At 62.3% G+C, this 24,482-nt stretch carries 19 protein-coding genes; 6 read left to right on the top strand and 13 right to left on the bottom strand.

What is annotated here, in order from left to right; translation table 11 throughout:
- Positions 1-211 precede the first annotated feature (211 nt).
- The gene (locus ACFOTD_RS06730) at positions 212-871 is read left to right on the top strand and encodes a hypothetical protein (RefSeq protein WP_378116977.1); all 660 of its coding nucleotides are present in this window, start codon (positions 212-214) and stop codon (positions 869-871) included.
- Positions 872-1,016: 145 nt separating this feature from the next.
- Here the strand turns inward: ACFOTD_RS06730 and ACFOTD_RS06725 are convergent, their stop codons facing one another.
- The 5 genes from ACFOTD_RS06725 to ACFOTD_RS06705 all read right to left on the bottom strand — a co-directional run bounded on the left by ACFOTD_RS06725 (position 1,017) and on the right by ACFOTD_RS06705 (position 6,415).
- Positions 1,017-1,709 (bottom strand): YjgB family protein, encoded by a 693-nt coding sequence (locus ACFOTD_RS06725; RefSeq protein ID WP_378116976.1) that lies wholly within the window; start codon positions 1,707-1,709, stop codon positions 1,017-1,019.
- A 27-nt stretch (positions 1,710-1,736) separates the two neighbouring features.
- Positions 1,737-2,837, bottom strand: a complete 1,101-nt coding sequence (locus ACFOTD_RS06720; RefSeq protein WP_378116974.1) for a stalk domain-containing protein — start codon at positions 2,835-2,837, stop codon at positions 1,737-1,739.
- A 13-nt stretch (positions 2,838-2,850) separates the two neighbouring features.
- The gene (locus ACFOTD_RS06715) at positions 2,851-4,056 is read right to left on the bottom strand and encodes a TolB-like translocation protein (protein ID WP_378116972.1); all 1,206 of its coding nucleotides are present in this window, start codon (positions 4,054-4,056) and stop codon (positions 2,851-2,853) included.
- Between the two features lie 167 nt (positions 4,057-4,223).
- On the bottom strand, positions 4,224-5,720 hold the full coding sequence (locus tag ACFOTD_RS06710) for a sensor histidine kinase (protein ID WP_378116971.1): 1,497 nt from the start codon (positions 5,718-5,720) through the stop codon (positions 4,224-4,226).
- Complete coding sequence (locus ACFOTD_RS06705; RefSeq protein ID WP_378116969.1) at positions 5,717-6,415, bottom strand: response regulator transcription factor; 699 nt, start codon at positions 6,413-6,415, stop codon at positions 5,717-5,719. Before ACFOTD_RS06705 ends, ACFOTD_RS06710 begins: the two co-directional genes overlap by 4 nt.
- 432 nt (positions 6,416-6,847) lie before the next feature.
- Here ACFOTD_RS06705 and ACFOTD_RS06700 point away from each other — a divergent pair, with 432 nt between their 5' ends.
- Complete coding sequence (locus ACFOTD_RS06700; protein WP_378116967.1) at positions 6,848-8,023, top strand: acyl-CoA dehydrogenase family protein; 1,176 nt, start codon at positions 6,848-6,850, stop codon at positions 8,021-8,023.
- Positions 8,024-8,080: 57 nt separating this feature from the next.
- The gene (locus tag ACFOTD_RS06695) at positions 8,081-10,018 is read left to right on the top strand and encodes a helix-turn-helix domain-containing protein (protein ID WP_378116965.1); all 1,938 of its coding nucleotides are present in this window, start codon (positions 8,081-8,083) and stop codon (positions 10,016-10,018) included.
- A 108-nt stretch (positions 10,019-10,126) separates the two neighbouring features.
- Here ACFOTD_RS06695 and ACFOTD_RS06690 read toward each other — a convergent pair whose 3' ends face one another.
- The 6 genes from ACFOTD_RS06690 to ACFOTD_RS06665 all read right to left on the bottom strand — a co-directional run bounded on the left by ACFOTD_RS06690 (position 10,127) and on the right by ACFOTD_RS06665 (position 19,351).
- On the bottom strand, positions 10,127-11,353 hold the full coding sequence (locus ACFOTD_RS06690; protein ID WP_378117078.1) for a M20 metallopeptidase family protein: 1,227 nt from the start codon (positions 11,351-11,353) through the stop codon (positions 10,127-10,129).
- 252 nt (positions 11,354-11,605) lie between these two features.
- Positions 11,606-13,807: an ABC transporter ATP-binding protein gene (locus ACFOTD_RS06685; RefSeq protein ID WP_378116963.1), complete on the bottom strand. Its 2,202-nt coding sequence runs from the start codon at positions 13,805-13,807 to the stop codon at positions 11,606-11,608.
- Positions 13,808-13,872: 65 nt separating this feature from the next.
- Positions 13,873-14,769, bottom strand: a complete 897-nt coding sequence (locus ACFOTD_RS06680) for an ABC transporter permease (protein WP_378116961.1) — start codon at positions 14,767-14,769, stop codon at positions 13,873-13,875.
- 562 nt (positions 14,770-15,331) lie between these two features.
- Positions 15,332-16,258 carry an ABC transporter permease gene (locus ACFOTD_RS06675; protein WP_378116959.1) on the bottom strand — a complete coding sequence of 309 codons (927 nt, stop codon included), beginning with the start codon at positions 16,256-16,258 and terminating at the stop codon, positions 15,332-15,334.
- 24 nt (positions 16,259-16,282) lie between these two features.
- Positions 16,283-17,983, bottom strand: a complete 1,701-nt coding sequence (locus tag ACFOTD_RS06670; RefSeq protein WP_378116957.1) for an ABC transporter substrate-binding protein — start codon at positions 17,981-17,983, stop codon at positions 16,283-16,285.
- A 36-nt stretch (positions 17,984-18,019) separates the two neighbouring features.
- Complete coding sequence (locus ACFOTD_RS06665) at positions 18,020-19,351, bottom strand: LLM class flavin-dependent oxidoreductase (protein WP_378116955.1); 1,332 nt, start codon at positions 19,349-19,351, stop codon at positions 18,020-18,022.
- Between the two features lie 357 nt (positions 19,352-19,708).
- Between ACFOTD_RS06665 and ACFOTD_RS06660 the strand changes: the two genes are divergently transcribed.
- Genes ACFOTD_RS06660 through ACFOTD_RS06650 form a run of 3 tightly spaced genes read left to right on the top strand, consistent with a single transcriptional unit; the run spans position 19,709 to position 22,364 of the window.
- Positions 19,709-20,479: an ABC transporter permease gene (locus tag ACFOTD_RS06660; protein ID WP_378116953.1), complete on the top strand. Its 771-nt coding sequence runs from the start codon at positions 19,709-19,711 to the stop codon at positions 20,477-20,479.
- Between the two features lie 36 nt (positions 20,480-20,515).
- A complete protein-coding gene (locus ACFOTD_RS06655) occupies positions 20,516-21,523 on the top strand; it encodes a taurine ABC transporter substrate-binding protein (protein ID WP_378116951.1) in 1,008 nt (335 codons plus the stop codon).
- 13 nt (positions 21,524-21,536) lie between these two features.
- Positions 21,537-22,364 carry an ABC transporter ATP-binding protein gene (locus ACFOTD_RS06650; RefSeq protein ID WP_378116949.1) on the top strand — a complete coding sequence of 276 codons (828 nt, stop codon included), beginning with the start codon at positions 21,537-21,539 and terminating at the stop codon, positions 22,362-22,364.
- Between the two features lie 754 nt (positions 22,365-23,118).
- Here ACFOTD_RS06650 and ssuD read toward each other — a convergent pair.
- On the bottom strand, positions 23,119-24,240 hold the full coding sequence (ssuD, locus tag ACFOTD_RS06645; RefSeq protein WP_378116947.1) for an FMNH2-dependent alkanesulfonate monooxygenase: 1,122 nt from the start codon (positions 24,238-24,240) through the stop codon (positions 23,119-23,121).
- A 53-nt stretch (positions 24,241-24,293) separates the two neighbouring features.
- On the bottom strand, positions 24,294-24,482 hold the full coding sequence (locus ACFOTD_RS06640) for a hypothetical protein (protein WP_378116945.1): 189 nt from the start codon (positions 24,480-24,482) through the stop codon (positions 24,294-24,296).

The following is a 24,482-nucleotide window of genomic DNA, read 5'->3' as shown; positions in this document are numbered from 1 at the left end:
GCTTTTTTGCTGCATAAATCACCACATGTGGTGATGCGGACACCTCGCGTGAACCTGTATCTTAACCTTAGCGGAAGCACAAAGGAGGAAGCGCAAATATGGAAGAATCGCATGGATCTCTGGAGAACGATGGGGAGATCGGTTCGAAGGGTTAAGCTTTGCCCGCGACAGCAACGGACGCTATTACTTTGTTAAATGAGGAGACGAATCGATGACCGCGAACCGCACAACCGCTGGAAGTAACAAGATCACCGCCCCCGGCCTCATTCGTTGGTCGGGCGTGGCGGCTATGCTGGCAGGGATTCTGTTCATCGTCATCCAGATGATTCATCCGGCCGATGTTCTCTCGTCCGTAAGTACCGACGCATGGGCCATTGCCCATTACTTAACCATCTTGATGAGTCTCCTCGCCTTGATCGGCATCACGGGGATCTACGCCAGGCAAGCGGGGGAGGCCGGATGGCTGGGCCTGGCAGGCTATCTCCTGTTCAGCCTCGAGTTTGCGCTTCTCATGGCGCTTACCTTCATCGAAGCTTTCATTTTGCCGCTGCTCACGACCGACGCGCCGAAGATCGTGGAGGGATTCCTGGGGCTCTCAAGCGGAGCGGGCAGCGAGATCGACCTTGGCGCGCTTGCCGCCGCGGGACCGGTATCGGCCGTAGCGTATTTGCTCGGCGGTCTGCTGTTCGGCATCGCCACGTTCCGGGCCGGCATTTTATCGCGCGGGGCTGCAGGCTTGCTCGCCTTTGGCGCCGTCGCTTCTCTGGCTGCCGCCTTGCTCCCGCACGAGCTCGGCCGGCTTGCGGCGGTGCCGATGGGATTAGGATTGGCCTGGATGGGATTTTCGCTTTGGATGGAAAAGCGACGATAACCCTCTTTTTTGCCGCAAGTCTTGGCGCTTCTATCCGGCCCGATTTATCCATCGAATCACATGCAAAAAGGACCAGGCGAGGATTGAACCGCATTCCCCGCGCGAGGTCCTTTTTGATCTTTGATCTATTCGTGGTGCTACCTTGTTAACCGGCCATATTGTTGAACGATCCCGTCTTCGAGAAAACGGAGATATGATCGACCTTGCCCGTGGATTTCGGGATGGCGAATTTCAGCTGAAATTCATTGCCGGTCTCGTAGACGTAAATCGTGTCGTCGCCGCTCTTGGTCGTGGAAGACGGCTTGCCGAGCGTCTGCTCGATCTGAAGCAGCGTCAGCTTCTGCAGCTTGGCGTCGCTCGAGCGGATATCGAAGAGTTGGCTGCCCTTATTGTAGCCGAACGCGGCATGATGCTTGCTGTATACGGCGTAGAAGCCTTTGCCTGCCATGTCGTCCGAGTCGGGCTTGCCCCAATCCTTCTTCACGTCGTCGATGAGCGAATCGTGCGCGACGTACGAGATGCCGGGCGCCTTGCCTTCCTTGGCAAGCTTCATCAGCTCTTTGATCTCGGCTGCGACCTCGGCGGAGACCTTGGTCGGCGCGGCCGAGGCCGGGGCAGACTCGCTCGCCGGCGCGCTGGCCGACGGGGAGGCCGCCGCATCGGTCCCGCCGCCAGCCGAAGCCGATGGCGAAGCGGGTGTCGATGCCGATGCGGAAGGCGACGCGCTTGGCGCGTCATTACCGGAAGACGAGGCCGATCCGGCGGAGTTGCATGCGGCCAGCACGAGCACGCCGGCCAGCACGAAGCCGTAGGATGCTTTTTTGAAAGATACCTTCATGATGCGGACCTCCTTGGAAAAACTGCCTTATTTCAGCTTGGCGACGCCGACTGCGATCTCCTGCATTTTGGCCTTATTCAGCGCGCCGTCCGGGGAACTGATCGTCACGAACCGGTCGTCGAGCTTGAACGTCAACATGTCGGTGTCGGAAGGTTTGTACCAGTTGGCTTGAACGCCGTTCGACAGGGTGACCTTCGTGCTGTCGTAGCCGTACGAATAATCGCGGGGCGACACGCTGACCCTCATGTGGGAAAAGAGGAAGCTCACGCCATCGTCCGAAGCGGCGGCTTGCTTGAAGGCATCGTCGCCGGCCATGAGCGTCGGTGCGTAAGCCGTCGTGAAGCCGTCAAACCCGGCGAAGGCGGTCTTGATCGCTTTGAACTGCGCATCGCTGTAGGAGACGATGGCCAGACCGGCCGTGCTGTCGGTTTGTTTGGCGACGCCGACTGCGATCTTCTCGAGCTGCGCCTTGGACAGCGCGCCGTCCATGGAGCTGAGCGTCACGTAACGGTCGTCGAGCTTGAAGGTCAGCATGTCGGTATCGGATGGCTTATACCACTTGGCTTTGACGCCGTTCGACAAGGTCACGTTCGTGCCTTCGTAGTCGAAAGCATAGTCGCGAGGCGAAACGTTCACGATCATATGCGAGAAAACGAAGTTCACGCCGTCGCCGGTCGCGGAAGCTTGCTTATACGTATCGTTCGCGGCCATCAGCGTCGGCATGTAAGGCGTCGTGAAGCCGTCGAATGCTGCGAACGCCGTCTGAATCTCCTTGATTTGCGCGGAGGTATAGCCGATGCTTGCCAGATCTGCGGTTTGCTGCGAGCCATTCGTGGTGATGACGACCTGATTGGTCTTCGGGTCGAAGGTTAATTGGACGCCCAGGGCGCCGGCCAGCGCACGCACCGGGAGATAGGTCGTATCATGGTACGTGATCGGGGTGAGCTTGCCGCCGTTCGCGTCCGTCGGGGCATAGGCGGAGCCGTTGACCTTGATGCCGATGCCGCTGTTCAGGTAGGCCGTAATTTTCTGCAGGTTCGTGCCTGCGTAGACGCCTGCCGCGCCCGTGATCGTCATGCCGAGCACCATTGCGCCGAGTACCGATTTCTTCATCATATTGTTTTTCATAAGTTCCATCTCCTTAAGGGGTTTGTTGGTTTTTAAAATCGATGATTTCCGTGACGGGCAGGTCGCCCTTGCCAGCCGCCGTGACGCCCAGCCTCGTGCCGGAGGGATTCCAGCTTAGCGGATACTGGGGAAAAGCATTCGGGACGACGGGCACGACCGTGCCCGATGCCGCATCGAAGAGGTAGACGCCGTTCATGCCGCTGCGGTTTTCCGCGTATACGGCGAAGGCAAGCTTCACTGCGTCTGCAGACCAGCTCATGTAAGGGATCAGATCCCCGGTGCCGATCGCCGAGCCCTGTTGGCGTCCATCGGCGCCGTACAGAAGCAGTCGCGCCGCCGTCCCATCCTGGCTTGGCCCTGTCGAGACGGCGATTCTGGCGCCGTCAGGAGCGATCTCGAAGCCGGATACGCCGGAGACGAGCACGGTTGGCTTCGTCGCGGTCCCGTAGGCCAGCGTTTTCAGGTTCTGCGCCTGATCCGTGTAGTAGACGCTGCCGTGAGACGCCGTGAACTTCGTGAACAGCTCTGTCTTCGGATCTTCCAGCGTCATCTTGGATACGGTGCCGTCCGTCTTGACGGCCAGGATGTCGCCGCGTCCGTTCATGGAGCCCGCTGCAAGAAGGTAAGTGCCTTCGTCGACCCAGCCGCCCGACTCCAGGTAGTTGGCGCCCTTGATCTCGGTCATGCCGCCGGTGGCGACGTTTTTAACGAAGTTGCGGGCGGTATAATTGTCTTTCCATTGCTGCACGAAAGCGAATTTGCCGTCGGGAGAAAGGCTCTCTTTCACGAGTGCCGCCGTGCCGCCTTCCGTCTCGGCCTGCTTCGCGGGCTTGCGGGCGTCGTTCGTCAGATCGACGGTCTCGGGCGTGTAGCTGAACTTCGCCTCTTCCGTATCTGTACCCGGCTTTTCGAGCTTCGTCGTCGTAATCCTGAGCGCGTCGTCCGAGAGCCAGGCTTCGATCGCGGCGCCTTCGAAGCGGTGGATGCGTTCGATCGCCACGTCGGTACGCTTCGGCGCGTCCGTTTCCTTGACGACGGTAAGCTTGCGTCCGCCGCCGCCTGCGCCCTGCGCTGCAGAGGCATCGTCCGTCTGCCCGGCGCTTGCGCCCGAGGCGACAGGGACCGGCTCGCCGTTTTTAGAGCTGCAGGCCGTCAGTTCCAATGCGAGCATGAGCAAGACCGTGAGCTTAACGGCGATCTCTCCTTTTTTGTACGGCATGACAGGTCCTCCTGACTGATGTGGATCTCGCCAGGGAGCAGCTGCGGCGAGGCGCCATACCGCGCTGCCCTGCGTCCGTCGTCCCTGTCTTGAGATCAGTATAGATTCGCGATATATCGAAGCCATATCCGGCTTGTATCGAAGTTGTAAACAATTCTGTGCCTCGTTTACGAGCCGCGCTGCAGCTCCTTTACGGGAAGCTCGAGCACGAACCGGGAGCCGTCAGGGCCGGATTCGGCAAGCCGTACGGAGCCGCCCTGCTTCTCCGCGAGGCTGCGGACGAGCGACAGTCCAAGTCCGGTACCCCCGGTCGCGCGCGAACGGTCGCCGCTCACCGTGTAGAACGGATCGAAGATACGCGACTGCGCATCTTGCGGAATGCCGCGTCCGGTATCCGTGACTTTGACGATCATGCGCGGCCCGCCTCCACTATCGTGCTGCCGGTTGCTTAACGTGACCGTACCGCCCGGCACATTGTACTTGACCGCATTGTCGAGCAGGTTCAGCACGATATGCATCAGGTTGTCCTGATCGGCCCAAACGCTGCCGTCCCGGAGATCCAGCGTCATCCGGATGCCGGCGGCATCGGCTTTGACCCGGATGCGCTCGGCGGCTTCCTTTAATAAGGGAACCAGCGCAACCTGCTCGGCTTTCGTTTCAAAATCGTAGACGTCCATCGCGGACAGCTGCAGCGCCTTTTCAACCAAATCGTACAGCCGCGCGGCCTCCATGCCGATGCGCTCCCTTGCCTTGCCGAGCAGCGCCGGGTCGTCCGCGTACATCTCCAGCAGATCCGCGTAGGCGCGGATCGAGGTCAGCGGCGTCTTCAGCTCGTGGCTGATGTTGCCGATGAACTGCTTCTGCTGGCGCTCGAGCTCGGTCAGCCGCGCGATCGCTTCCATCAGCTTGCGTTTCTCCTCGTGGAGCTGCGTGACCGACGACGAGATGCTGCCGCTCATGTCGTAGATGCCTTCGGCCAGCTCGCCCAGCTCGTCCCGACGCTTCACGGGCGCAGCGGACAGGTACTCGCCGCGTCCGATCTGCTGGGTCGCCCGGTTCAGCCGGCGGATGACGCTTACCTGGCGCCGGACAAAGAGATAGCCGGCGAGGAAGCCGCCCGCGAGCACCGCGAGCCCCGCGTACAGGAACAGATCACGGATGCGCTCGTAAAACGCATTCTGGTCGGCGAGCGACGCGTGGAATTGTACCGTGCCGAGCAGCTGGTCGGCATTGTAGAGCGGGGCAAGGTATAAGAGCGCGTCGCCTTCCGTAATATAAGCGGACATCCCCCGGGCGGTATAGGCCAGCGCGTCCGACGCATCCGTCCGCGGTTGAATCGGCAGCGAAGTGCCGGCGATCGCGCCGTCCGTATCGTAGAGCGTGACCGGCATGCCGCTCAGTTCGCCCAGATCGACGGCCAGCCGCTGCGCGTTTTTCTCCATAAAGGGCTTCGCCTCGACGCGCTCCCCGGTCAGAAAGGCGTCGCGCACGCGCAGATTCGCGGCCTCCGCCTGACGGGCGAAGGTCTGCTCGAGCCGCTCCCGCTGGTCCTCCCGAATGCCCGACAGCACCTGCATGCTCAGCGCGGCGACGATGGCGGCGAGCAGCAGCGCGAGCAGCAGCGACTGCTTGCCCTGAAGGCCGATGCGCACGCCGCGGCTCATTCCGACGGCCTGGCGCTCTTGTAGCCGACGCCGAACACCGTCTGGATCAGGCCCTGCGCGTCTCCGAGCTTGCGCCGCAGCCGCTGGACGTGAATGTCCACCGTCCGCGTTCCCCCCGCGAAGTCCATATCCCACACCAGCTCCAGCAGCGCCTCCCGCGTGTACACGCGCTCCGGATTGGCCGCCAGCAGCTTCAAGAGATCGAACTCCTTGGGCGTCAGGTCGAGCGCCTGCCCGTCCACGCGCGCCGTCCGCGAGAGCGACTCGATCGCCAGCGTGCCAAGACGCACCGTCTCGGCATCGGCAGGCGCGGTCACGACCGGCGCGTGATCCTGCTGAACCCTGCGGGCCAGCGCCTTTACGCGCGCAAGCAGCTCGCGGATATCGAAGGGCTTGGTCATGTAGTCATCCGCGCCCAGCTCGAGCCCCAGCACTTTATCTACAATATCGTTTTTAACAGTAAGCAGCAGAATGGCCGGACGATCCCTGCCGTCCAGCTTGCGGCACACGTCATACCCGCCCATGCGCGGCATCATCACGTCCAGCACCATCACGTCCGGCCGCTGGGCCGCCACCTTTTCGAGCGCTTCTACGCCATCTGCGGCCGTATCGACCTCGTATCCCTCGCGTTTCAACGCGTAAGCTACCGCTTCCGAGATCCCAGCCTCGTCGTCTACCACCAATACACGTACCATGCCGGCTCGCCCGCCCTTCCCCAATCGAATTTCTCTATACACATTCATACCCCTAAACGGGTGTAACATGCAAAAAGGGTGCAGCACTTTAAATGCCATTCTACATGATCATGACATAACATCGTCATGAGTGGGAGTGAGCGGACCGAGGAGCCGTTATTTGAGTAATAGGCAGGCGATTCGAGATCGCGCGGACCGAGGATCCGTTAATTGAGACCTTAGTGGCCTAATAGGGTAGTTCTGGTGGAAATAGCGGATCCTGTGTCCCCAAAATAGTTGTTTTCATCGAATATGGGATGAATAGCGACTATACGGTCCATTTTCCTTAGCATCCGCTCTATCTCCCGGCTGCGTAGATGCTTGATCCACCCCCCAGAACATGCTAGGCTCATAAGCAACATAGAGACCAGAGACGAAGTGGAGGAACATGCGATGTCTGACACCTTTGCGAGAACGGAACGCGAGCGCGAGCGCCTCGCGCTGATCGGCGAACTGGCGGATTCGTTCAAGCCGCTGGCGCAGGCGGTCGATCAGGAGGGCGGATTCGCGTTCGAATCGGCGGAGAAGCTGCGCGCTTCGGGTTATACGAGATGGCCGGTCCCGCTTGCGTACGGCGGCGAAGGCATGACGGTCTACGAGATGGTGCTGTACCAGGAGCGAATCGCGATGGGCGATCCGGCGCTGGCGCTCGCGATCGGCTGGCATGTGAGCACGGTGGCCGACTTGTCCGCGAAGAAATCGTGGAGCGAGGACAAGCTCGCGCCGTTCCTGCGCGCGGTCGCGGCGGGCAAGCTGATGAACCGCGCGGCGACGGAGAAGGGGACGGGCAGTCCGACCCGCGGCGGCAAAATGCAGACGACGGCCGAGCGGCATGGGGACGGGTACGTGGTCCGGGGGCGCAAGACGTTCACGTCGCTCGCGCCGGTGCTCGATCTGGTCGTCGTCAACACGACCCTGATCGAAGGGGATACGGAGGAGGCGGCCGACTTCCTGATTCCGATGGACACGCCCGGCGTATCCGTCGATCCGGTCTGGAACATGATGGGCATGCGAGGCACGGCCAGCCACGACCTCGTGCTGGACGACGTCGTCCTGCCTCAAGAGGCCCTCGTCTACCGAGCATCGGCGGGCAGACGCGGCAGTCCTCCGGCCAATCCGAACCTGCTGCACGTGCCGGCCTGTTACCTCGGCGCCGCGGTCGCCGCGCGGGAAGAAGCGCTCGCCTTCGCGGCCTCGTATCAGCCCAATACGCTCGATCGGCCGATCATCCATCTGCCGCACATCGGCACGCTCATCGGTGAGATCGACATCGAGCTGGCGGCGGCGCGGCACTTCATGTACAGCGTCGCAGCGCGATGGGAGCATCCCGTCGCCGACGAGGCCGCCGGCATCGCCGAGCTCGGCGCGGTCAAGGCATTCGCGATCCGCACGGCGCTCTCCGTCGCCGACAAGGCGCTGAGGATTGCCGGCGCGCACGGGCTCGCCCAGACGCATCCGCTGCAGCGGCTTTTCCGCGATATCCGCTTCGGTCTGTCCAACCCGCCGATGGAGGATGCGGTGCTGCGGATGTATCATCAGCAGGCGCTACGGGAGACGGGGCAGGCGTGAGAATCGCACTACAATAAATAGAAATAATTCTGCGAATGCGTGTCGGGGAGCGTCCACATGACAGAATCGGGAACGATCGGCGATTGGGCAAGCGTGCCGGTCAAGCTGCTTGATATTCGGCTCGCGACGTTGAGGCGGGGTGAGTCGTTCGCGCCTTACCGCATGCCGGCGCATGGCTTCCTGCTGGCAGCCCAGGGAGAAGCTCGGCTCTTGATTGGCGGCTTGCAGGCCGCTCACCTGAGCAACCAGCTGCTGCACGGCTGCAAAGGGGATACGCTGCAGATTCAATGCCTGAGCGATTTCTTCGAATATTATTTGATCCTGTACAAGCCGCTCCTCAAAGCGGAGGATGTACGCGCAGCCAAGCGGCGTGCAGCCGGGACGGCGCCGTTTGCTTCCAGTTACGACTACGGATGCCCCGAGCCCTGGCAGCTGAGGCAGCTCGCCGAACAGCTGCACCGGACGTGGACAGAAGGAGGCGAACTGGAGCGGGTGCTCGCGACCGGGCTTTTTTATCAATTCGCCTATGAACAATTCCGTCAGCTGCGACTCGCGGAGGAAGCGCACCAACCGGACCTGGCCGAGGCGATCGCGGGTTACCTCCGCGTTCATTATCGCGAGCTCGCATCGATGGACGAGCTTGTCCGGGCGTTTCACTACAGCGGGCACTATCTCTCGCGGGTGTTCAGACGCAAGTACGGTACGAGTCCGATGGGCTATCTCGCGCGGACGCGCATGAACCGTGCCAAGGAGCTGCTGGCCGAGACGAGCATGAGCATCCGGGATATCGCCGAGAGCGTTGGCTATGCCGACATGTACTACTTTAACAAGCAGTTTAAAAAGCAGCTCGGCATGACGCCGGTTCAATTCAAGATGCAGGTGCTCGGCACGACAGGTTCAATTCGTCCCAAAGTTGCGCCCGGATCGTTCATTGCTCCGCCAGCGAACGCGGCTTATAGTGTTGATGATAATGATAATTGTTATCACCAATCATCGATGTGGAGCGTGAACGAATTGAAAGTCAGCAACAAGCCGTCCATGGCGGCTAGCCTGTTGTTTGGAATATCGCTGCTGCTCGCCGCGTGCGGCGGCAATGGCGCGGGAAACGGAGAAGCCGCGAACGGCTCGCAGACAGCGGCATCGCAGACTGCGACTACACAGGAATCGACCGTGCAGACGCGGGTATACAAGGATGCGCTGGACCGGGAAACGGAAATCCCCGTTAATCCGGAGCATGTGGTTGTCATTACATATGGAGGATATCTGCTCCCGTTGGGGTTGAAGCCGGCCGGCGCGGACGACGCCACGCTGAAGCAGTATCCCGAGAAAATGGCGGGCGTACCGAATATCGGCGAAGGCCTTGGCAAGGAAGAGGCGATCGTGGCGCTTGATCCCGATCTGATTATCGTACCTGATTTTTACGAAGCATCCGATTACGAAAACTATGCCAAGATTGCGCCTACGGTCGCGGTAGCCTGGGGCGGAGATCCCGACGTCGTCAACACGCTGCGCACGGTGGGCGATATCATGAATCGCAAGACGGAGGCGGAAGCATGGATCTCCGGATTTGAAAAGAAGCTTCAGCGCATTCGCGACCAGCTTGACGTGAAGATCGAGCCGGGTACGACGGCGCTCTCGTTCATTTATTATGACAAGGAAATGCTGATCGGGGGAGAAGGGGGTACGCTCGGCAAGCTGATCTACCAGGATTACGGCTTCCAGCTGCCCGAGGCATTAAAGCAATATGCGGACGGCGGTACCGCTCTTTCGCAAGAAGCCTTCGTGGCGAATCCTGCGGATTACTATTTTACGTCGATGAGCGATGAGGAAATGGTAGAGCTGACGGCACTGTTCAAGGAGCCCTTGTACAGCGCGCTGCCAGCCGTCAAGAACAATCGCATGATCAATGTCAGCCGGGAAAAGTGGAATTACGGTCCGTATCGGGTCGACGAAGCCATCGACGATCTGATCGCGCAGATGAACAAGCTGCAGTAAGGGAAAAGGCCGGCACTGGCTTAAGCCAGTTTGCCGGCTTTGACATACCAGGCTGCGCCCAGCAGGACGCCTCCTGTTCGTATGCGTCCCCGGTGCTTCGTCATGCCGTCACGCGGTCGGCCGCTCGGCCAATGCCAGTGCCAGGAACAGCTTGCCGGCGTTCAGCAGCGCGCGCTCGTCGATGTCGAAGCGGGGATGGTGATGCGGAAATTGCGTGCGTTGTTCCGCGTTGCGCGCGCCGACATGGATGAACGCGCCCGGACGCTGCTCCAGGTAATACGCGAAGTCCTCCGCGCCCATTACCGGATCGAGCGCGATGAATGCTTCTTCGCCAAGCGCTTCCGCGATGGCACGGCGGGCGGCCTCGGTTTTATCGGGATCGTTGACGAGCGGCGGGTAGCCGTTGGCGTATTCGATCTCGCAGCTTGCGCCGCCGGCCGTGCCGATGCCGCCCGCAATCGCGCGTACGTCCGCTTCGATTCTCGCGCGAAGCGCCGGGTCAAAGGTACGGACGGTGCCCTCGATCTCCGCAACGCCGGCGATGACGTTAAAGGCGGTTCCGGCGCGGAACACGCCGATCGATACGACGGCGGACGCGAGCGGATTCACCCTGCGGCTGACGATCTGCTGCAGGCCGCCTACGATCTGGCTGCCGATGACGAGGGCGTCAATCGTGTCATGGGGACGCGCGCCGTGCCCGCCTTTGCCGATGACCTTTATCTTAAAGGCATCGACGGCGGCCATCGCAGGGCCTGCGCGAAGGCCGGCGCGGCCAAGCGGAATTTCCGAGGAGAGATGGATGCCGTAAACTTCGTCGACGCCGTCCAGACAGCCGTCCTCGATCATGAAACGGGCGCCGCCCGGCGGCTTTTCCTCCGCATGCTGGAAGAGGAGTACGATGTTGCCCGCAAGCTCGTGCCGGTGCGCCTGCAAGACGCGAGCGACGCCGAGCAGCACGGACGTATGGCCGTCGTGGCCGCAGGCGTGCATCGCCCCGTCCACAGTGGAGCGATAAGGCGCATCCTTCTCGTCCTGTATCGGCAACGCGTCGAAGTCGGCGCGCAGCGCCAGCGTCGGACCGGGGCGTCCGCCGCGGATATAGCCTACTACGCCACCGCCGGGCAAGCTGTCAGCCCCTTCTTCGGCGAGATCAAGCTCCTTCCGCCAGCCTATCCCCGTCCGCGTCTCGATGCCGAATTCCCGCAGCTTGTCCGCCACGAACGCCGGCGTGCGGCGCTCCGTGAACGAGACCTCCGGATGCCGGTGCAGATGCTGCCTCCAGCCGATAATCTCCGTCTCCGCGCTCGCCAGTTCCTCGTACAATCGGTCCAGCAGACTCATGCGCAACATCCTCCTTTAAGATGAATAGCCGTTTCATCTACTTTCCCACTTTAACCGCCCTCCCTGCAACAGTGGTTTTGTCGCTTGCAGTCTTCGTTGCCGCCGATCGCGGCGCTGTAGCGGTAATTTTCTCGCCTGCAGAAGCCTACTTTTTCTGTAACAGCGACTTTCGGGCTTCCAATGCCCCCCTCCGCCGATCGTGGCGCTGTAGTGGTGCTCTTCTCGCTTACAGCCCACGGCCCCCTCTTACTGCAGCGGGTAATGGCAGGCGACCGAGCGATCGCCGTCCAGCGGCAGCAGCTCCGGCGATTCGGACCGGCAGCGGTCCGTCGCCAACGGGCAGCGGGTGTGAAATCTGCAGCCGGCCGGCGGACGCGCCGGGGACGGGATCTCGCCGCGGATGGCGGCGGGCTCGGTTCGAAGCTGCGGGTCCGGGTGCGGAATCGAGTCGATGAGCGCTCGCGTGTAGGGATGGGCCGGACGTCGGAACAGCTCGCGGCTCGGCGCAATCTCTACGATGCGGCCCAAATACATGACGGCAATCCGGTCCGAGATATGACGGACGACGTGCAGACCATGCGCGATAAACAGGTAAGTCAGCCCCAGCTTCTGCTGCAGGTCCTGCATCAAGTTGACGACCTGCGCCTGCACCGATACGTCCAGCGCGGACACGGCTTCGTCGGCGAGAACGAACTTGGGATGAAGGGCGATGGCTCGCGCGATGCCGATCCGCTGCCGTTGACCGCCCGAGAACTCATGGGGATGCCGGCTTACGATCCCGTGGTCGAGGCCGACGGCGGCGAGCAGTTCCTCGACGCGCTGCTTCTTTTCTTTCCCGGAGAGCCCATGATGGACAGCAAGGGGTTCTCCGACGAGATCGCCTACGTTCCAGCGTGGATCGAGGGAGCCGTAAGGGTCCTGGAAAATCATCTGCATGTGCCTGCGCGTATGCCGCAGCCGCGAGGCGCCGAGGCGCGTCAGATCCTCGCCTTCGAACAGCACGCGTCCCGACGTGACCGGCTCAAGCTGCAACAACAGCCGGCCAAGCGTCGATTTGCCGCTGCCCGATTCGCCTACCAGGCCGAGCGTCTCGCCCTCCCGGATGGAGAAGGAAACGCCGTCCACCGCACGCACGAACATCCGGGAACGCCCGGGGATTCCCCGCTTGATCGGATAATACTTGCACACGTCTTCGACTTTGAACAGCTCGATGCTCCCGGCCTTCGCCTGTTCCGCCTGCGTCTGTTCCGCTTGCGCCGGTCGGCTTTCCTCGACAGCTTTCCCGTACACGACCCGCGCCGTTTCCGGCAATGGCGAATCGACCGAGGGCGCGTCGCCATCCGGCACCAAGATTGCGGTCGCGCTGCGATCCGACGCTGCTCCGACGAGCGCACTTCGCTCCGTCGCCGCAACTGCGGGTACGTCCCGATCCGCCGCCTCTTCGCGTACTTCCCGGGCGCTCAGCGCACCGTCCTGCAGCAGCGCATCCGCATGCCAGCAGGCGGCTTCTCGGTCGCCGCGCCGGCTAAGCGGGGGCGCCGAGGCGCGGCACTGGTCGGTCGCATGCGGACATCGGGGATGGAACACGCAGCCCTCCGGAAGCTTGCTCAGGCTCGGGATGCTGCCCGCGATGGCGTACAGCCGATCGCCCTTCTCCGTGTCGAGCGTGGCGACCGAGCGCAGCAAGCCGCTCGTATACGGGTGATGCGGCTGCGCGAACAGCTCTGCGACCGTCGCCTGCTCGACGATGCGGCCGGCATACATGACGACGATGCGGTCGGCGATCTGCGCAGCGATGCCCAGGTCATGCGTGATCAGCAGGATCGACATGCCGAATTCGGTCTTCAGTTCCTGCAGGAGGTGCAGGATCTGCGCCTGGATGGTCACGTCGAGCGCCGTCGTCGGCTCGTCCGCGATGAGCAGCTCGGGGCCGCAGGACAGCGCGAGCGCGATCATCGCGCGCTGCAGCATGCCGCCCGACAACTCGCCGGGGTACTGCTTCATGCGAAGCTCCGGCTCGGGGATGCCGACCCGCGCGAGCAAGCTCGCGGCATGGGCTTTGGCTTCGGCCTTCGTCTTGCGCTCGTGCCGCAGAATCGTCTCGACGATCTGGTAGCCGATCGTGTAGACGGGGTCGAATGCGGCCATCGGCTCCTGGAAGATCATCGCGATCCGCTTGCCCCGGAGGCTGCGCAGCTCGCCTTGGGTGAGTGCGGTCAGATCGACCCCGTTCAGCGCGATCCGGCCGCCTTCGATATGCCCGTTCTCGTAGTCGACGAGCCGCATGACGGCCTTGGAGGCGACCGTTTTGCCGCTGCCCGATTCGCCTACGAGACAGACGGTTTCCCCGGGAGCAATCTTCAGGGAAACGTCATGAAGGGCTTGCAGGAAGCCGCGCTTCGTGCGGAAGCCGACGGACAGTTGTTCGATCTCTAGCAGGCTTTGCATGGCAGACTCCTTTCTGTGTAAGGGAGCGGACGTCCTCGGCCGGTTCCGACGCGTCGGCGGGCCGCTCAGCCTTCCTTGCGCTTGGGATCGAGCCGGTCGCGCAGCCAGTCTCCGACGATGTTGACGGCCAGCACGAGCAGCGTGATCGCGAGGCCGGGATACGTGCAGATCCACCACGCCACCGTCAGATAGCCTCGTCCTTGCGACAACAGCGCGCCCCAGTCGGGAATTTCTTTTAACACGCCGAGTCCCAGAAAGCTTAAGCCGGAGCCGGTCAGGATCGCGGTGCCGATGCCGAGCGTCGCCATGACGAGCAGCGGGGAGAGCGAGTTGGGCAAGACGTGCTTCCAGAAAATCGCGAAGGGCGTCGCGCCGATGGCGCGGGAGGCCGTCACGAACGGCCGGCTCTTGATGCTGATCGTCTGTCCGCGCATGACGCGCGCGTAGCCGGGTACGGATGCGGCCGCTACGGCCAGCACGATGTTGCCGAGGCCCGGTCCCATCGCGGCGGCGATCGCCAGCGCCAGCAGGATGCCGGGAATCGTCATCAGCACGTCCACGATCCGCATCAGGACGGCATCCGCCGCGCCGCCGATGTAGCCGGAGATCGTGCCGATCGCACCGCCCGCGAGCCCGCCGACCAGCACCGACATGAAGCCGATGTACAGCGAATCCCGGCTGCCGTACACGACGAGACTGAGAATGTCGCGACCGTAGTAGTCGGTGCCGAAGGGGTGGGCGGCGCTCGGCCCCTGCATGATCGCGTCCAGCATCATGTCCGTCGGCGAGTAAGGGGCGATCCATTGCGGAAAAGCTGCGCAAATCGCGATGATCAGGATCAGCGCGCCTGCGGCATAGACGAACAGATCCGCGGGCTTGATGCGTCTTACGCGTCCTCGGTAGGCCGGCAGCTCCCACTTCCGCCGCTGCAGCACCGCCTCGGCAGCCGTAGATTGTCTCATTAGGATCACGTCCTTTCTTTGTATGGAGCGGATGCGTATGGGCGGTTGATGTCGCAGATCGCGCAAGCCGCCACCGGCTAGAAAAAATAGTGGTTAAAAGGCAGCTAATTCTGCGGGTGGCCGCTGAATTAATAAAATAAGGGCCAGAAGGCAGCTATTTCGCCGACTTTCGCACGAAGAGGGGCACAACGAACGAAACAACTGCCTTTTGACAACTAATCGTCGAAATGAGAGGGGGAGCGCCGGATTAACGGCCTTTTAGCAACTATCGCCATACGCTCGGCCGCCGCGTCGTCATACCTGTGCCACCGCGCGTGGGCCATCCGGGCCGTAGTCGCGAGTTTGCACGTCCGCCGCATCTTTACGCCGTCGCGCTTGCCCCATCCGTGCCGTACCTGCAAGCTTGCACGTCTGACGCAGAATCACGCCGCCGCGCTCCGCCACCGCGCTCTGCCACCGCGCTCCACCGCCGCGCTCCGCCACCGCGCTCTGCCACCGCGCTCCGCCGCCGCGCTCCGCCACCGCGCTCTGCCACCGCGCTCCGCCGTCACACTCCGCCGCCCTAAGCCGACCGCCGCACCCGCGGATCAATGACCGCATACGACAAGTCGACGAGCAGGTTCACGACGACGTACACGAGCGAGGAAAACAGGATGACGCCCTGCACGACCGGCAGATCCTTGGCCATGATGGCGTCCGCGATAATACGGCCGATGCCCTGCCTGGAGAACACCGTCTCTATGACGACGGTGCCCGCCAGCATCTCGCCGGCCAGCACGCCGATCATCGTGACGGCGGGAATGAGCGCGTTGCGCAGCGCATGCCGGTACATGACGGCGCGCTCCGACAAGCCTTTGGCGCGCAGCGTGACGACGAAGGCGTCGCCGATCACCTCGAGCATGCTGTTGCGGACCATGCGGACGATGAAGCCCGCGCCGATCAGGCCGAGCGTGAGTGCAGGCAGTACGAGCGTCCGCCAGCCGTGCGAGCCCATCGCCGGGAACCATCCGAGCCGGATGGAGAAGATGAGCAGCAGCAGGATGCCGGTCCAGAAGGCGGGCATCGAGATGCCGAGCAGTCCCACGATCCGGGCGATCAGGTCGATCGGCTTGTTGCGGTGGATCGCCGACAAGACGCCGAGGAGCACGCCGACGATGATCGACACGGCGGCACTGCACGCCGCCAGGGCGAGCGTCGCGGGGAAGTGCTTCGCGATCTTGGGCAGTACGGGCTCCGAGTTCAGCACGGATTGGCCGAAGTCGCCGCGAAGCAGCTTGCCGAAGTAATCGGCAAGCTGCAGCAGGAAGGGGCGGTCGATTCCGAGCTGGTGACGGAGGTTCGCGATCGTCTCGGGAGAGGCGTTGGAGACGTCGATCATGCTTGCTACCGGGTCCCCCGGCAGCAGGTACATGATGACGAACACGAGCGCGGACGAGCCGACGATGACGAGGAGGGAGGAGAGTATGCGTCCGGTCACGGCTTTGAGCATCGTTTGTTACCCCTTCCCTTCCGTTTACTTGGCCAGGCTGACGTCGTTGAACAGCGGATAGCCCAGCAGGTCGAACTTCAGACCCTGTACGGACTTGGAGGCCGCCACCGTATACGGGAATACGTAGATCGGGAGGATGATCGCCTCGTCCTTGATGCGCTGCTGCACTTTTTTATACAGCTCGGCGCGTTTTGTATCGTCTTTTTCCAAGGCGCCTTGCTCCAGCCATTGATCGATCTCCGGATCGGAAACTTTGGACAGGTTGCCGAGCGCGCCCTTCGGCGCCGTGTGATAGAAGGCCGACAGCGCGTTCGGATCCCCGTTGACCTGGCTGTTGCCGTAGAGGTCGTAGTTGCTGTTGGTGTATACCTCGGTCAGGATGTCTTTCGTAATGACGACTTCGGTGTCGATGCCGATCTTCTTAAGCTGCTGCTGGATAATGGCGGCGATATCGTTGCGCTTCTCGCGGTTCGGCGAGCCGTCGACGTAACGCAGCGTGAGCTTCTTGCCGTCCTTTTCGCGGATGCCGTCCGAGCCCTTTTTCCAACCGATCTCGTCAAGCAGCGCGTTCGCCTTGTCTACGTCCGGTTGAACGGCGTTCTCCAGCGATGCGTCGTAACCGAGTACGCCCGGCGTCAGCGCGGACCAGGCTTGATCGTAAGTGCCGAGGTACAGCGTTTTGACGATGGCGCCGATGTCGATGCCGTATTGCAGCGCCTGGCGGGCCTTGGTTTCTCCCCATGGCGCGTGCTCCTGATTGATGAAAAGCGTATAAGGAAGGCCGATCGTATTGGCCTGCAGCACCTGGAAGTCCGGATTGCTCTTCAGCGAGACGATGTTCTGCGGAGGCACGGTCTCGGCCGCCAGCACCTGGCCGCTCTGGACGCTGCCGATTCGGGTCGCTTCCTCCGGCGCGATCTTGAAGGTTACGCGGTCGAGGTAAGGCGCGCCTTTGTTGTCGACGATCTCAGGCGCCCAGGCATAATCGGGGTTCCGCTCGACCGTAATCTCGGCGTTTTCTTCCCACTTGACGAACTTGAACGGCCCCGTGCCGACCGGATTTTTGCCGAATTGATCGCCGTACTTCTTCGCGGCCGTCGGGGATACGATGCCGAGGAGCGCCTGGCTCAGGTTGCCGAGGAAGGCGCGCGAAGGCGTCTCCAGGTTCAGCTTGACCGTGTATTCGTCGATGACCTCCGCCGATTTGAAGGGCTTCAGCAGCGCGCTTGCGTTGGCTGCCTTCGTGGCCGGGTCGAGAATGCGGTCATAGTTGTACTTCACGGCTTCCGCGTTGAACGGCGTGCCGTCCTGGAACTTGACGTCCTGGCGCAGCTTGAACGTATAGCTCAGACCGTCTTCGGACTCGGTCCATTCGGTGGCGAGCCAAGGCTTGATGGTGTTGTCGGGCAGCTTGACGACGAGGTTGTCGTAAATGGTGCGGATGACGCGGACGGCGACCGCGAGGCCGCTGCGCTGCGGATCGAGCGTGTCGGGCGAGGTGGCGAGCGCATAGGTCAGCTCGCCGCCTTGCGCGGCGGCGGAAGGCGAACCGTCCGCTTGCGAAGCGGATGGAGAGGCGGCGCTGGGGCTCGCATCTCCGGCAGCGGCCTGGCCGCCGCCGTTGTTGTTATTGTTGTTGCCGCAAGCGGCAAGCGCCAGCGTCAGCGCGAGCGAGACCGCAAGCAGGATAGAAGTCCATTTGAACGAGCGATGCGTGCTGTACATCGAAGAATCCTCCCGTATTTTTAAATTGATATGAATTTAAGAACGGACCGCGACCTGCGCGGCATAGCGATTGACCGGAAACGGCAGGCCCAGGTTGCCCCGGAGCGTATCCTGCTCGTATTCCGAGCGATATAGTCCCCGCGCCTGAAGCAGCGGCACGACGTGCTCGACGAAGTCCGCGAACCCGCCCGGCACGGCTTCGCCGACGATGAAGCCGTCCGCGGCGCTTCCTTCGAACCATTGCGCCAGCCGGTCCGCGACCTTCCCTGGCGTGCCGACGAACGGGCCCTTGGGCGTCATCGTGCGGAGCGCGACTTGGCGGAGCGTCCAGCCGTTTTCTTTGGCTTTCTGCTTGATCCGGTCCGTCGTGCTGCGGAAGCTGTTGGTCCCGAGATCGCCGATGTCGGGAAACGGCTCGTCAAGCGGATACGCGGAGAAATCGTGATGGTCGAAAAAGCGTCCAAGGTACAGCAGCGCATCCTCTACCGAAGCGAGGGAGGCGACTTCTTCGTAACGGCGGTCGGCCTCTTCGTCCGTGGCGCCGACGATCGGCCCGATGCCCGGGAAGATCAGAATTTCGTCCGGCGAGCGTCCATACTCGGCAGCTCTGCGCTTCACGTCGGCGTAAAATTCCTGGGCTTCCTCGATCGTCTCGTGTCCGGTGAAGACTGAGTCCGCCGTCCTCGCGGCCAGGTCGCGTCCGGGCTCCGACGATCCGGCCTGGAACACGATCGGACGGCCCTGCTTGGAGCGCGCGATGTTCAGCGGACCTTCGACGGAGAAGAACTCTCCCTTGTGATCCAGGCGATGCAGCTTGTCGGGATCGAAGAAGACGCCGCTCTCCTTGTTGCGGACGAAGGCATCGTCCTCCCACGAGTCCCACAGCCCCTTGGCCACCTCCAGATACTCGGCGGCGAGCTTGTAGCGTTTGCTGTGATCGGGATGTTCGCCTTTATTGAAGTTGGCCGCGGTCGCTTCGCCCGGCGAGGTGACGACGTTCCACCCTGCGCGTCCGCCGGAGATATGGTCCAGCGAGGCGAACTGGCGGGCGACGGTGAAGGGCTCGCTATACGAGGTGGACAGCGTGCCGACGAGCCCGATCCGGGAAGTCACTGCGCCAAGCGAGGACAGCAGCGTCAACGGCTCGAAACGGTTCAGGAAGTGCGGAATCGACTTTTCGCTGATGGTGAGGCCGTCGGCGATGAAGATAAAGTCGAATTTGCCTTGCTCGGCCAGCTGCGCCTGCTCCAGATAACGAGGCCAGTTGATGCTCGCGTCCGAAGGAACGTCTGGATGCCGCCACGCCGACATGCTCGATCCAACGCCGTGCAGCACTGCGCCCAGCTTAAGTTGTCTGTTCTTTGCCATATTCGAATCCCCCTCGAAATTTAAAATACATAATTCCAGTCTGTGAAGTCGGATTAATAGTAATGATAAGGGCAAATACGGGCGTTGACTAATAGGAAAAACCAATTCATGAATTGAATTTCTAAATCTTAAAATTCCAATTGACTAAGTAGGAATTTGCTGGTAACCTCTATTTTGAATGGTGAATATATATTCATGCTGTAAAACGATCGACCGGAAAGCCGGAGATCCCCTTTTGTCAGATGTGACGGTGTACGCGGCCAAGGGGTTCTTTTGTGTATATTCGCTCTTCTACTTGAGATTTGCTTAAGGTTGGCACTAGATTAGCACGTATCCGAAAAAGGAGGGATCCCCGCCATGTTCACGCGTCACTGGCGTATCTCCGTCGCGGCGGTCGCGGCTGCGGTGATCCTGTGGTGGGGCTTGACGGCGTTGGCTTGGATCAATCCGCTCTTCGTACCCGCACCCGCTTCCGTATGGCAAGCCTTTCTGGAGATTGCCCGGGATGGGTACAAGGGCAGCTCGCTGCCGAGCCATATCGGCGCCAGTCTTGCGCGTCTCGGCACGGCGTTCGCGATCGTGCTGGCGACGGCGATCCCGCTCGGGCTCGTCAGCGGTTATTCCGCCCGGATCCGCGCGCTGGCCGAGCCGTTCATCGAGTTCTACCGGCCGCTGCCGCCGCTCGCCTACTACACGCTGCTCGTACTCTGGCTCGGGATCGGCGACGCCTCCAAGATCGCGCTGCTGGCGCTGGCCGGGTTCGCGCCGCTGTACATCGCAGTCGCGTCCGGCGTCGCCCGCATACCGCAGGACCGGATCAACGGCGCCCGCTCGCTCGGCGCATCCGGCGGCAGGCTGTTCGCGCACGTGATTCTGCCGTCCTGCCTGCCGGATATTTTCACAGGCGTTCGCACCGCGCTCGGTATGACGTATACGACGCTGGTGGCCGCGGAGATGGTGGCGGCGGAGTCGGGGCTCGGCTGGATGGTGCTCGATGCGAGCAAGTTTTTGCGCAGCGACGTTATTTTCGCAGGCATTATTCTCATGGGGATCATCGCGGTGCTGCTGGACGCCTCTATCCGCTGGCTGGAGCGCGCCTGGGTGCCGTGGATCGGCAAGGATGTCTAATAGGATCAATTGGGGAAAAGGGAGAGGTTAGTCGCCATGTTCAAAAGAAAAAAACGTATGGTTCTCGCTGCGTCCGTCATGCTGCTTGCTGTGGCGCTGAGCGGCTGCGGAGAAGAGAAAAGCGGCGGCTCGCTGCCGAAGGAAGTTACGATCGGCTACCAGGTTATCCCGAACGCGGAGCTGTTCGTGAAGACGCAGGGGCTCGCGGAAAAGGCGTTTCCCGACACGAAGATTAATTGGAAGCAGTTCGATTCGGGCCGCGACGTCAATACCGCGGTTGCGTCGGGCAGCATCGACCTCGGGCTTGCAGGTTCCGTGCCCGTCTCGATCGGGATCGCGAACAAGCTCGCCTATAAGGTTTATTTCCTGCACGACATCATCGGCGACGCCGAGTCGCTGGCCGTGCGCAACGCTTCGGAGATCAAGGGCGTCAAGGATCTGGAAGGCAAGAAGGTGGCTACGCCGTTTGGCTCTACCGCTCACTTCAGCTTGCTGTCCGCCTTGAAGCTGGGCGGCGTCGACCTGCAGAAGGTGACGGTGCTGGACTTGCAGCCGCAGGATATTCTCGCCGCCTGGCAGCGCAAGGACATCGATGCGGCATTCGTATGGAATCCGGTGCTGGCGAAGCTTACGGCCGACGACGGCAGCGTCGTCATCTCGGCCAAGACGCTGTCCGAGCAGGGCGCGATCACGGCCGACGTGGGCATCGTGCGCGACAAGTTCGCGAAGGATTATCCCGATTTCGTGAAGCAATACGTCGGCGTGCTGGACGATGCGGTCGAGGAGTACCGGGCGCATCCGGACACGGTTGCCGAGGCGCTGGCGCCGGTGCTGAGCACGGACAAGGACGACGCGCTCGCGCAGACGAAGCAGCTCATCTGGCTGACCTCGGAGGAGCAGGCGGACGCCAAGTATTTGGGCGCGGAGAAGGACAAGAGCGGCTTCGCCGACGTGCTGAAGCAGACCGGGGAGTTCCTGGTCGAGCAGAAGCAGATTCAAAGCGCGCCGGAGCTGTCGGTCTACCAGGAGGCTATACTGCGTTAGGAGCGTGAGCGACATGAGCAGCGTACTGGACATCGCGCGTGAGGCGCCAGAGGTCGGCGAAGAAATGGTGCCGCGCGCGCCGGCGGCCGTCTCCGTCCGGAACGTCGATCTGGCGTACGGACGGGGCGACAAGCGCAAAAAAGTGCTGGCGGACCTCTCGCTGGACATCGCGGACGGGGAGTTCGTCGTGGTCCTCGGCGCCTCCGGCAGCGGCAAGACGTCGCTGCTGCGCCTGCTGGCCGGCTACGAGCGTGCGGAAGCGGGGAGCGTGGAGATGCTGGGCGCCGCGGGCGGCAAGCCCGTCCCGGAGGTCGGCGTCGTCTTCCAGCATGCCAACCTGTTCCCGTGGCTCACGGTCAGGCGCAATGCCGAGTTCGGGTTGCGGATGCGCGGGGCCGGGAAAAGAGAGCGCGAGGAGATTGCGGCCGAGGCGCTGGCCCAGGTGGGCCTGTCCGAAGCGGGCCATCAGCTGCCCTATCAGCTGTCGGGCGGCATGAAGCAGCGCGCGGCGATCGCCCGCACGCTGGCGGCGGATCCGAAGATCGTCCTGATGGATGAGCCGTTCGGGGCGCTCGACGCGATCACCCGGGAGCATCTGCAGACACTGGTCAAGTCGCTCTGGCGGCAGAAGCGCCGCACCTTCTTCTTTATCACGCACGACGTCGACGAAGCGCTGTATCTCGGGACGCGCATCATCGTGCTGAACGGCGCGCCGGCCCGGATCGGCACCGACAAGCCGAACCCGCTCAGCGGCGGCGCGGACAGCGTGTCCAAGCTGCGGCAGCAGCCGGACTACGCCGCGGAGCGCGAATATTTGTTGCGGCGCCTGGACCGCCATTGAGACGACAAACGCCCCTTGGAAGCCGGCTTGCAGCCGGCGCTCCGAAGGGGCGTTTGTGCGTTGGAATCCTCTTGAGCGCGAATATGCCCGCTGGCACTCGGTTCGTCCCGCGACTGCTGCGCACCGTGCACCATAATGGTGCATCTGCGGTCCCTTCGCCCGTCTAGCCCCTTGTCTCCCCGCGCACCGTGCACCATAATGGTGCATCTACGCGCCTTGCGCCCGTCCAACCCCGCGTCTACCGCGCACCGTGCACCATAATGGTGCATCTACGCACCCTTCGCCCGTCCAACCCCGCGTCTACCGCACACCGTGCACCAAAATGGTGCATCTACGCACCCTTCGCCCGTTCAACCCCGCGTCTACCGCGCATCGTGCACCATAATGGTGCATCTACGCGCCTTGCGCTCACCCAACCCCGCGTCTACCGCGCATCGTGCACCATAATGGTGCATCTACGCGCCTAGCGCCCGTCCAACCCCGCGTCTACCGCGCACCGTGCACCATAATGATGCATCTACGCGCCTTGCGCCCGTCCAACCCCGCGTCTACCGCGCACCGTGCACCATAATGGTGCATCTACGCACCTTGCGCTCACCCAACCCTGTGTCTACCGCACATCGTGCACAGTAATTGTGCAACTCCGTCCCCGCGTCCATCCCACCCGCCATCCCCGCGCATAACAATTACGCCCCTTCGAATGCCGGCATGCAGCCGGCGTTCCGAAGGGGCGTCTGTTCGAGAGCCGGGCATCTCACTTGCCCGGCGTATAGTGATAAGCCATAATCTCGCCGCGGGCGGCTGATGTGCTGGCGGCATGCGTCCCTTCGGGCCGCAGCCGAGGGAAGAGCAGCTCGGCCGTGCGATGGGCTTCCTCGAGATGCGGGTAGCCCGACAGAATAAACGTCTCGATGCCCAGCTCGGCGTATTCCCGCATACGGGCAGCGACGTTGTCGGCCGAGCCGACCAGCGCGGTGCCGGCGCCGCCGCGCACGAGTCCGATGCCCGCCCACAGGTTGGGGCCGACGACGAGCCGGGACCGGTCGCCTCCGTGCAGGCCCGTCATCCGCTGCTGGCCGTGGGAGTCCATGCGCGCGTATACCTGCTGGGCTCTCGCGATCGTGTCGTCGTCCAGATGGCGGATGAGCGCGTCCGCGGCTGCCCACGCCTCGTCTTCCGTTTCTCTGACGATGACGTGCAGGCGCATGCCGAAGCGTACGGTGCGATTTTCCGCGGCAGCGCGGGCACGGACCCGCTCGATCTTCTCCCGCGCTTGCTCGGGCGGCTCGCCCCAGGTCAGGTAGACGTCCGCGTGCTTGGCGGCGACGTCGATGGCGGCTGGCGAAGAGCCGCCGAAGTAGACGGGCGGATGCGGGGACTGGAACGGCGGATAGAAGTTGTACGCGTCATGCAGCCGGATATGTTCCCCGTCCAGCTCGACCCGCTCCTGCCGGAGCAGGGCGCGCCAGGCCGTCATGAACTCGTCCGTCAAGGCGTACCGCTCGTCGTGTCCGAGGAAGATGCCGTCTGCCGCCAGCTCCTCGGGGTCGCCGCCGGCAACGACGTTGATGAGCAGCCGTCCACGCGAGTGCCGGTCGAAGCTCGAGGCCATTCGAGCCGCGAGCGCCGGGGACATGAGGCCGGGACGCACCGCGATAAGAAACTTGAGCCGCTCGGTATCGGGCACGAGCATGGAGGCCAGCACCCACGAATCCTCGCAGGAGCGGCCGGTAGGCAGCAGCACGCCTTCGAAGCCGAGATCGTCGGCCGCCATCGCGACCTGCCGGTAGTAGGAAAGCGTCGCGTTCCGCGCGCCGATATCGGTGCCGATATAACGTCCGTCGCCATAGGTCGGAATAAACCAGAACAGGTTCACGCTGCTCAACCATCCTTTTAACAAAGTGAATAATTGTTCATCATGTGAACAGATTAAATCAATATATCCGATAAGTCAACAAGGATTAACGAATATAAAAAAAGCGGCATCAGAGCCGCGAATAGATTCTCGCAGGAGCAGCCGAAGATTGCGAACCCCGCCGAAGATTCTCGTAGCGGCCGCCGAAGATCGCCGTCCGCCATTGTATTCCACGCCGGATAATCCCACAGCAGCAGCCGCAT

The sequence above is a fragment of the Cohnella sp. GCM10012308 genome, from assembly GCF_042649185.1.
GTDB lineage: Bacteria > Bacillota > Bacilli > Paenibacillales > Paenibacillaceae > Cohnella.
The sequence above is the reverse complement of the archived record's forward strand: the minus strand, read 5'-3'. Positions and strand labels throughout refer to the sequence as shown.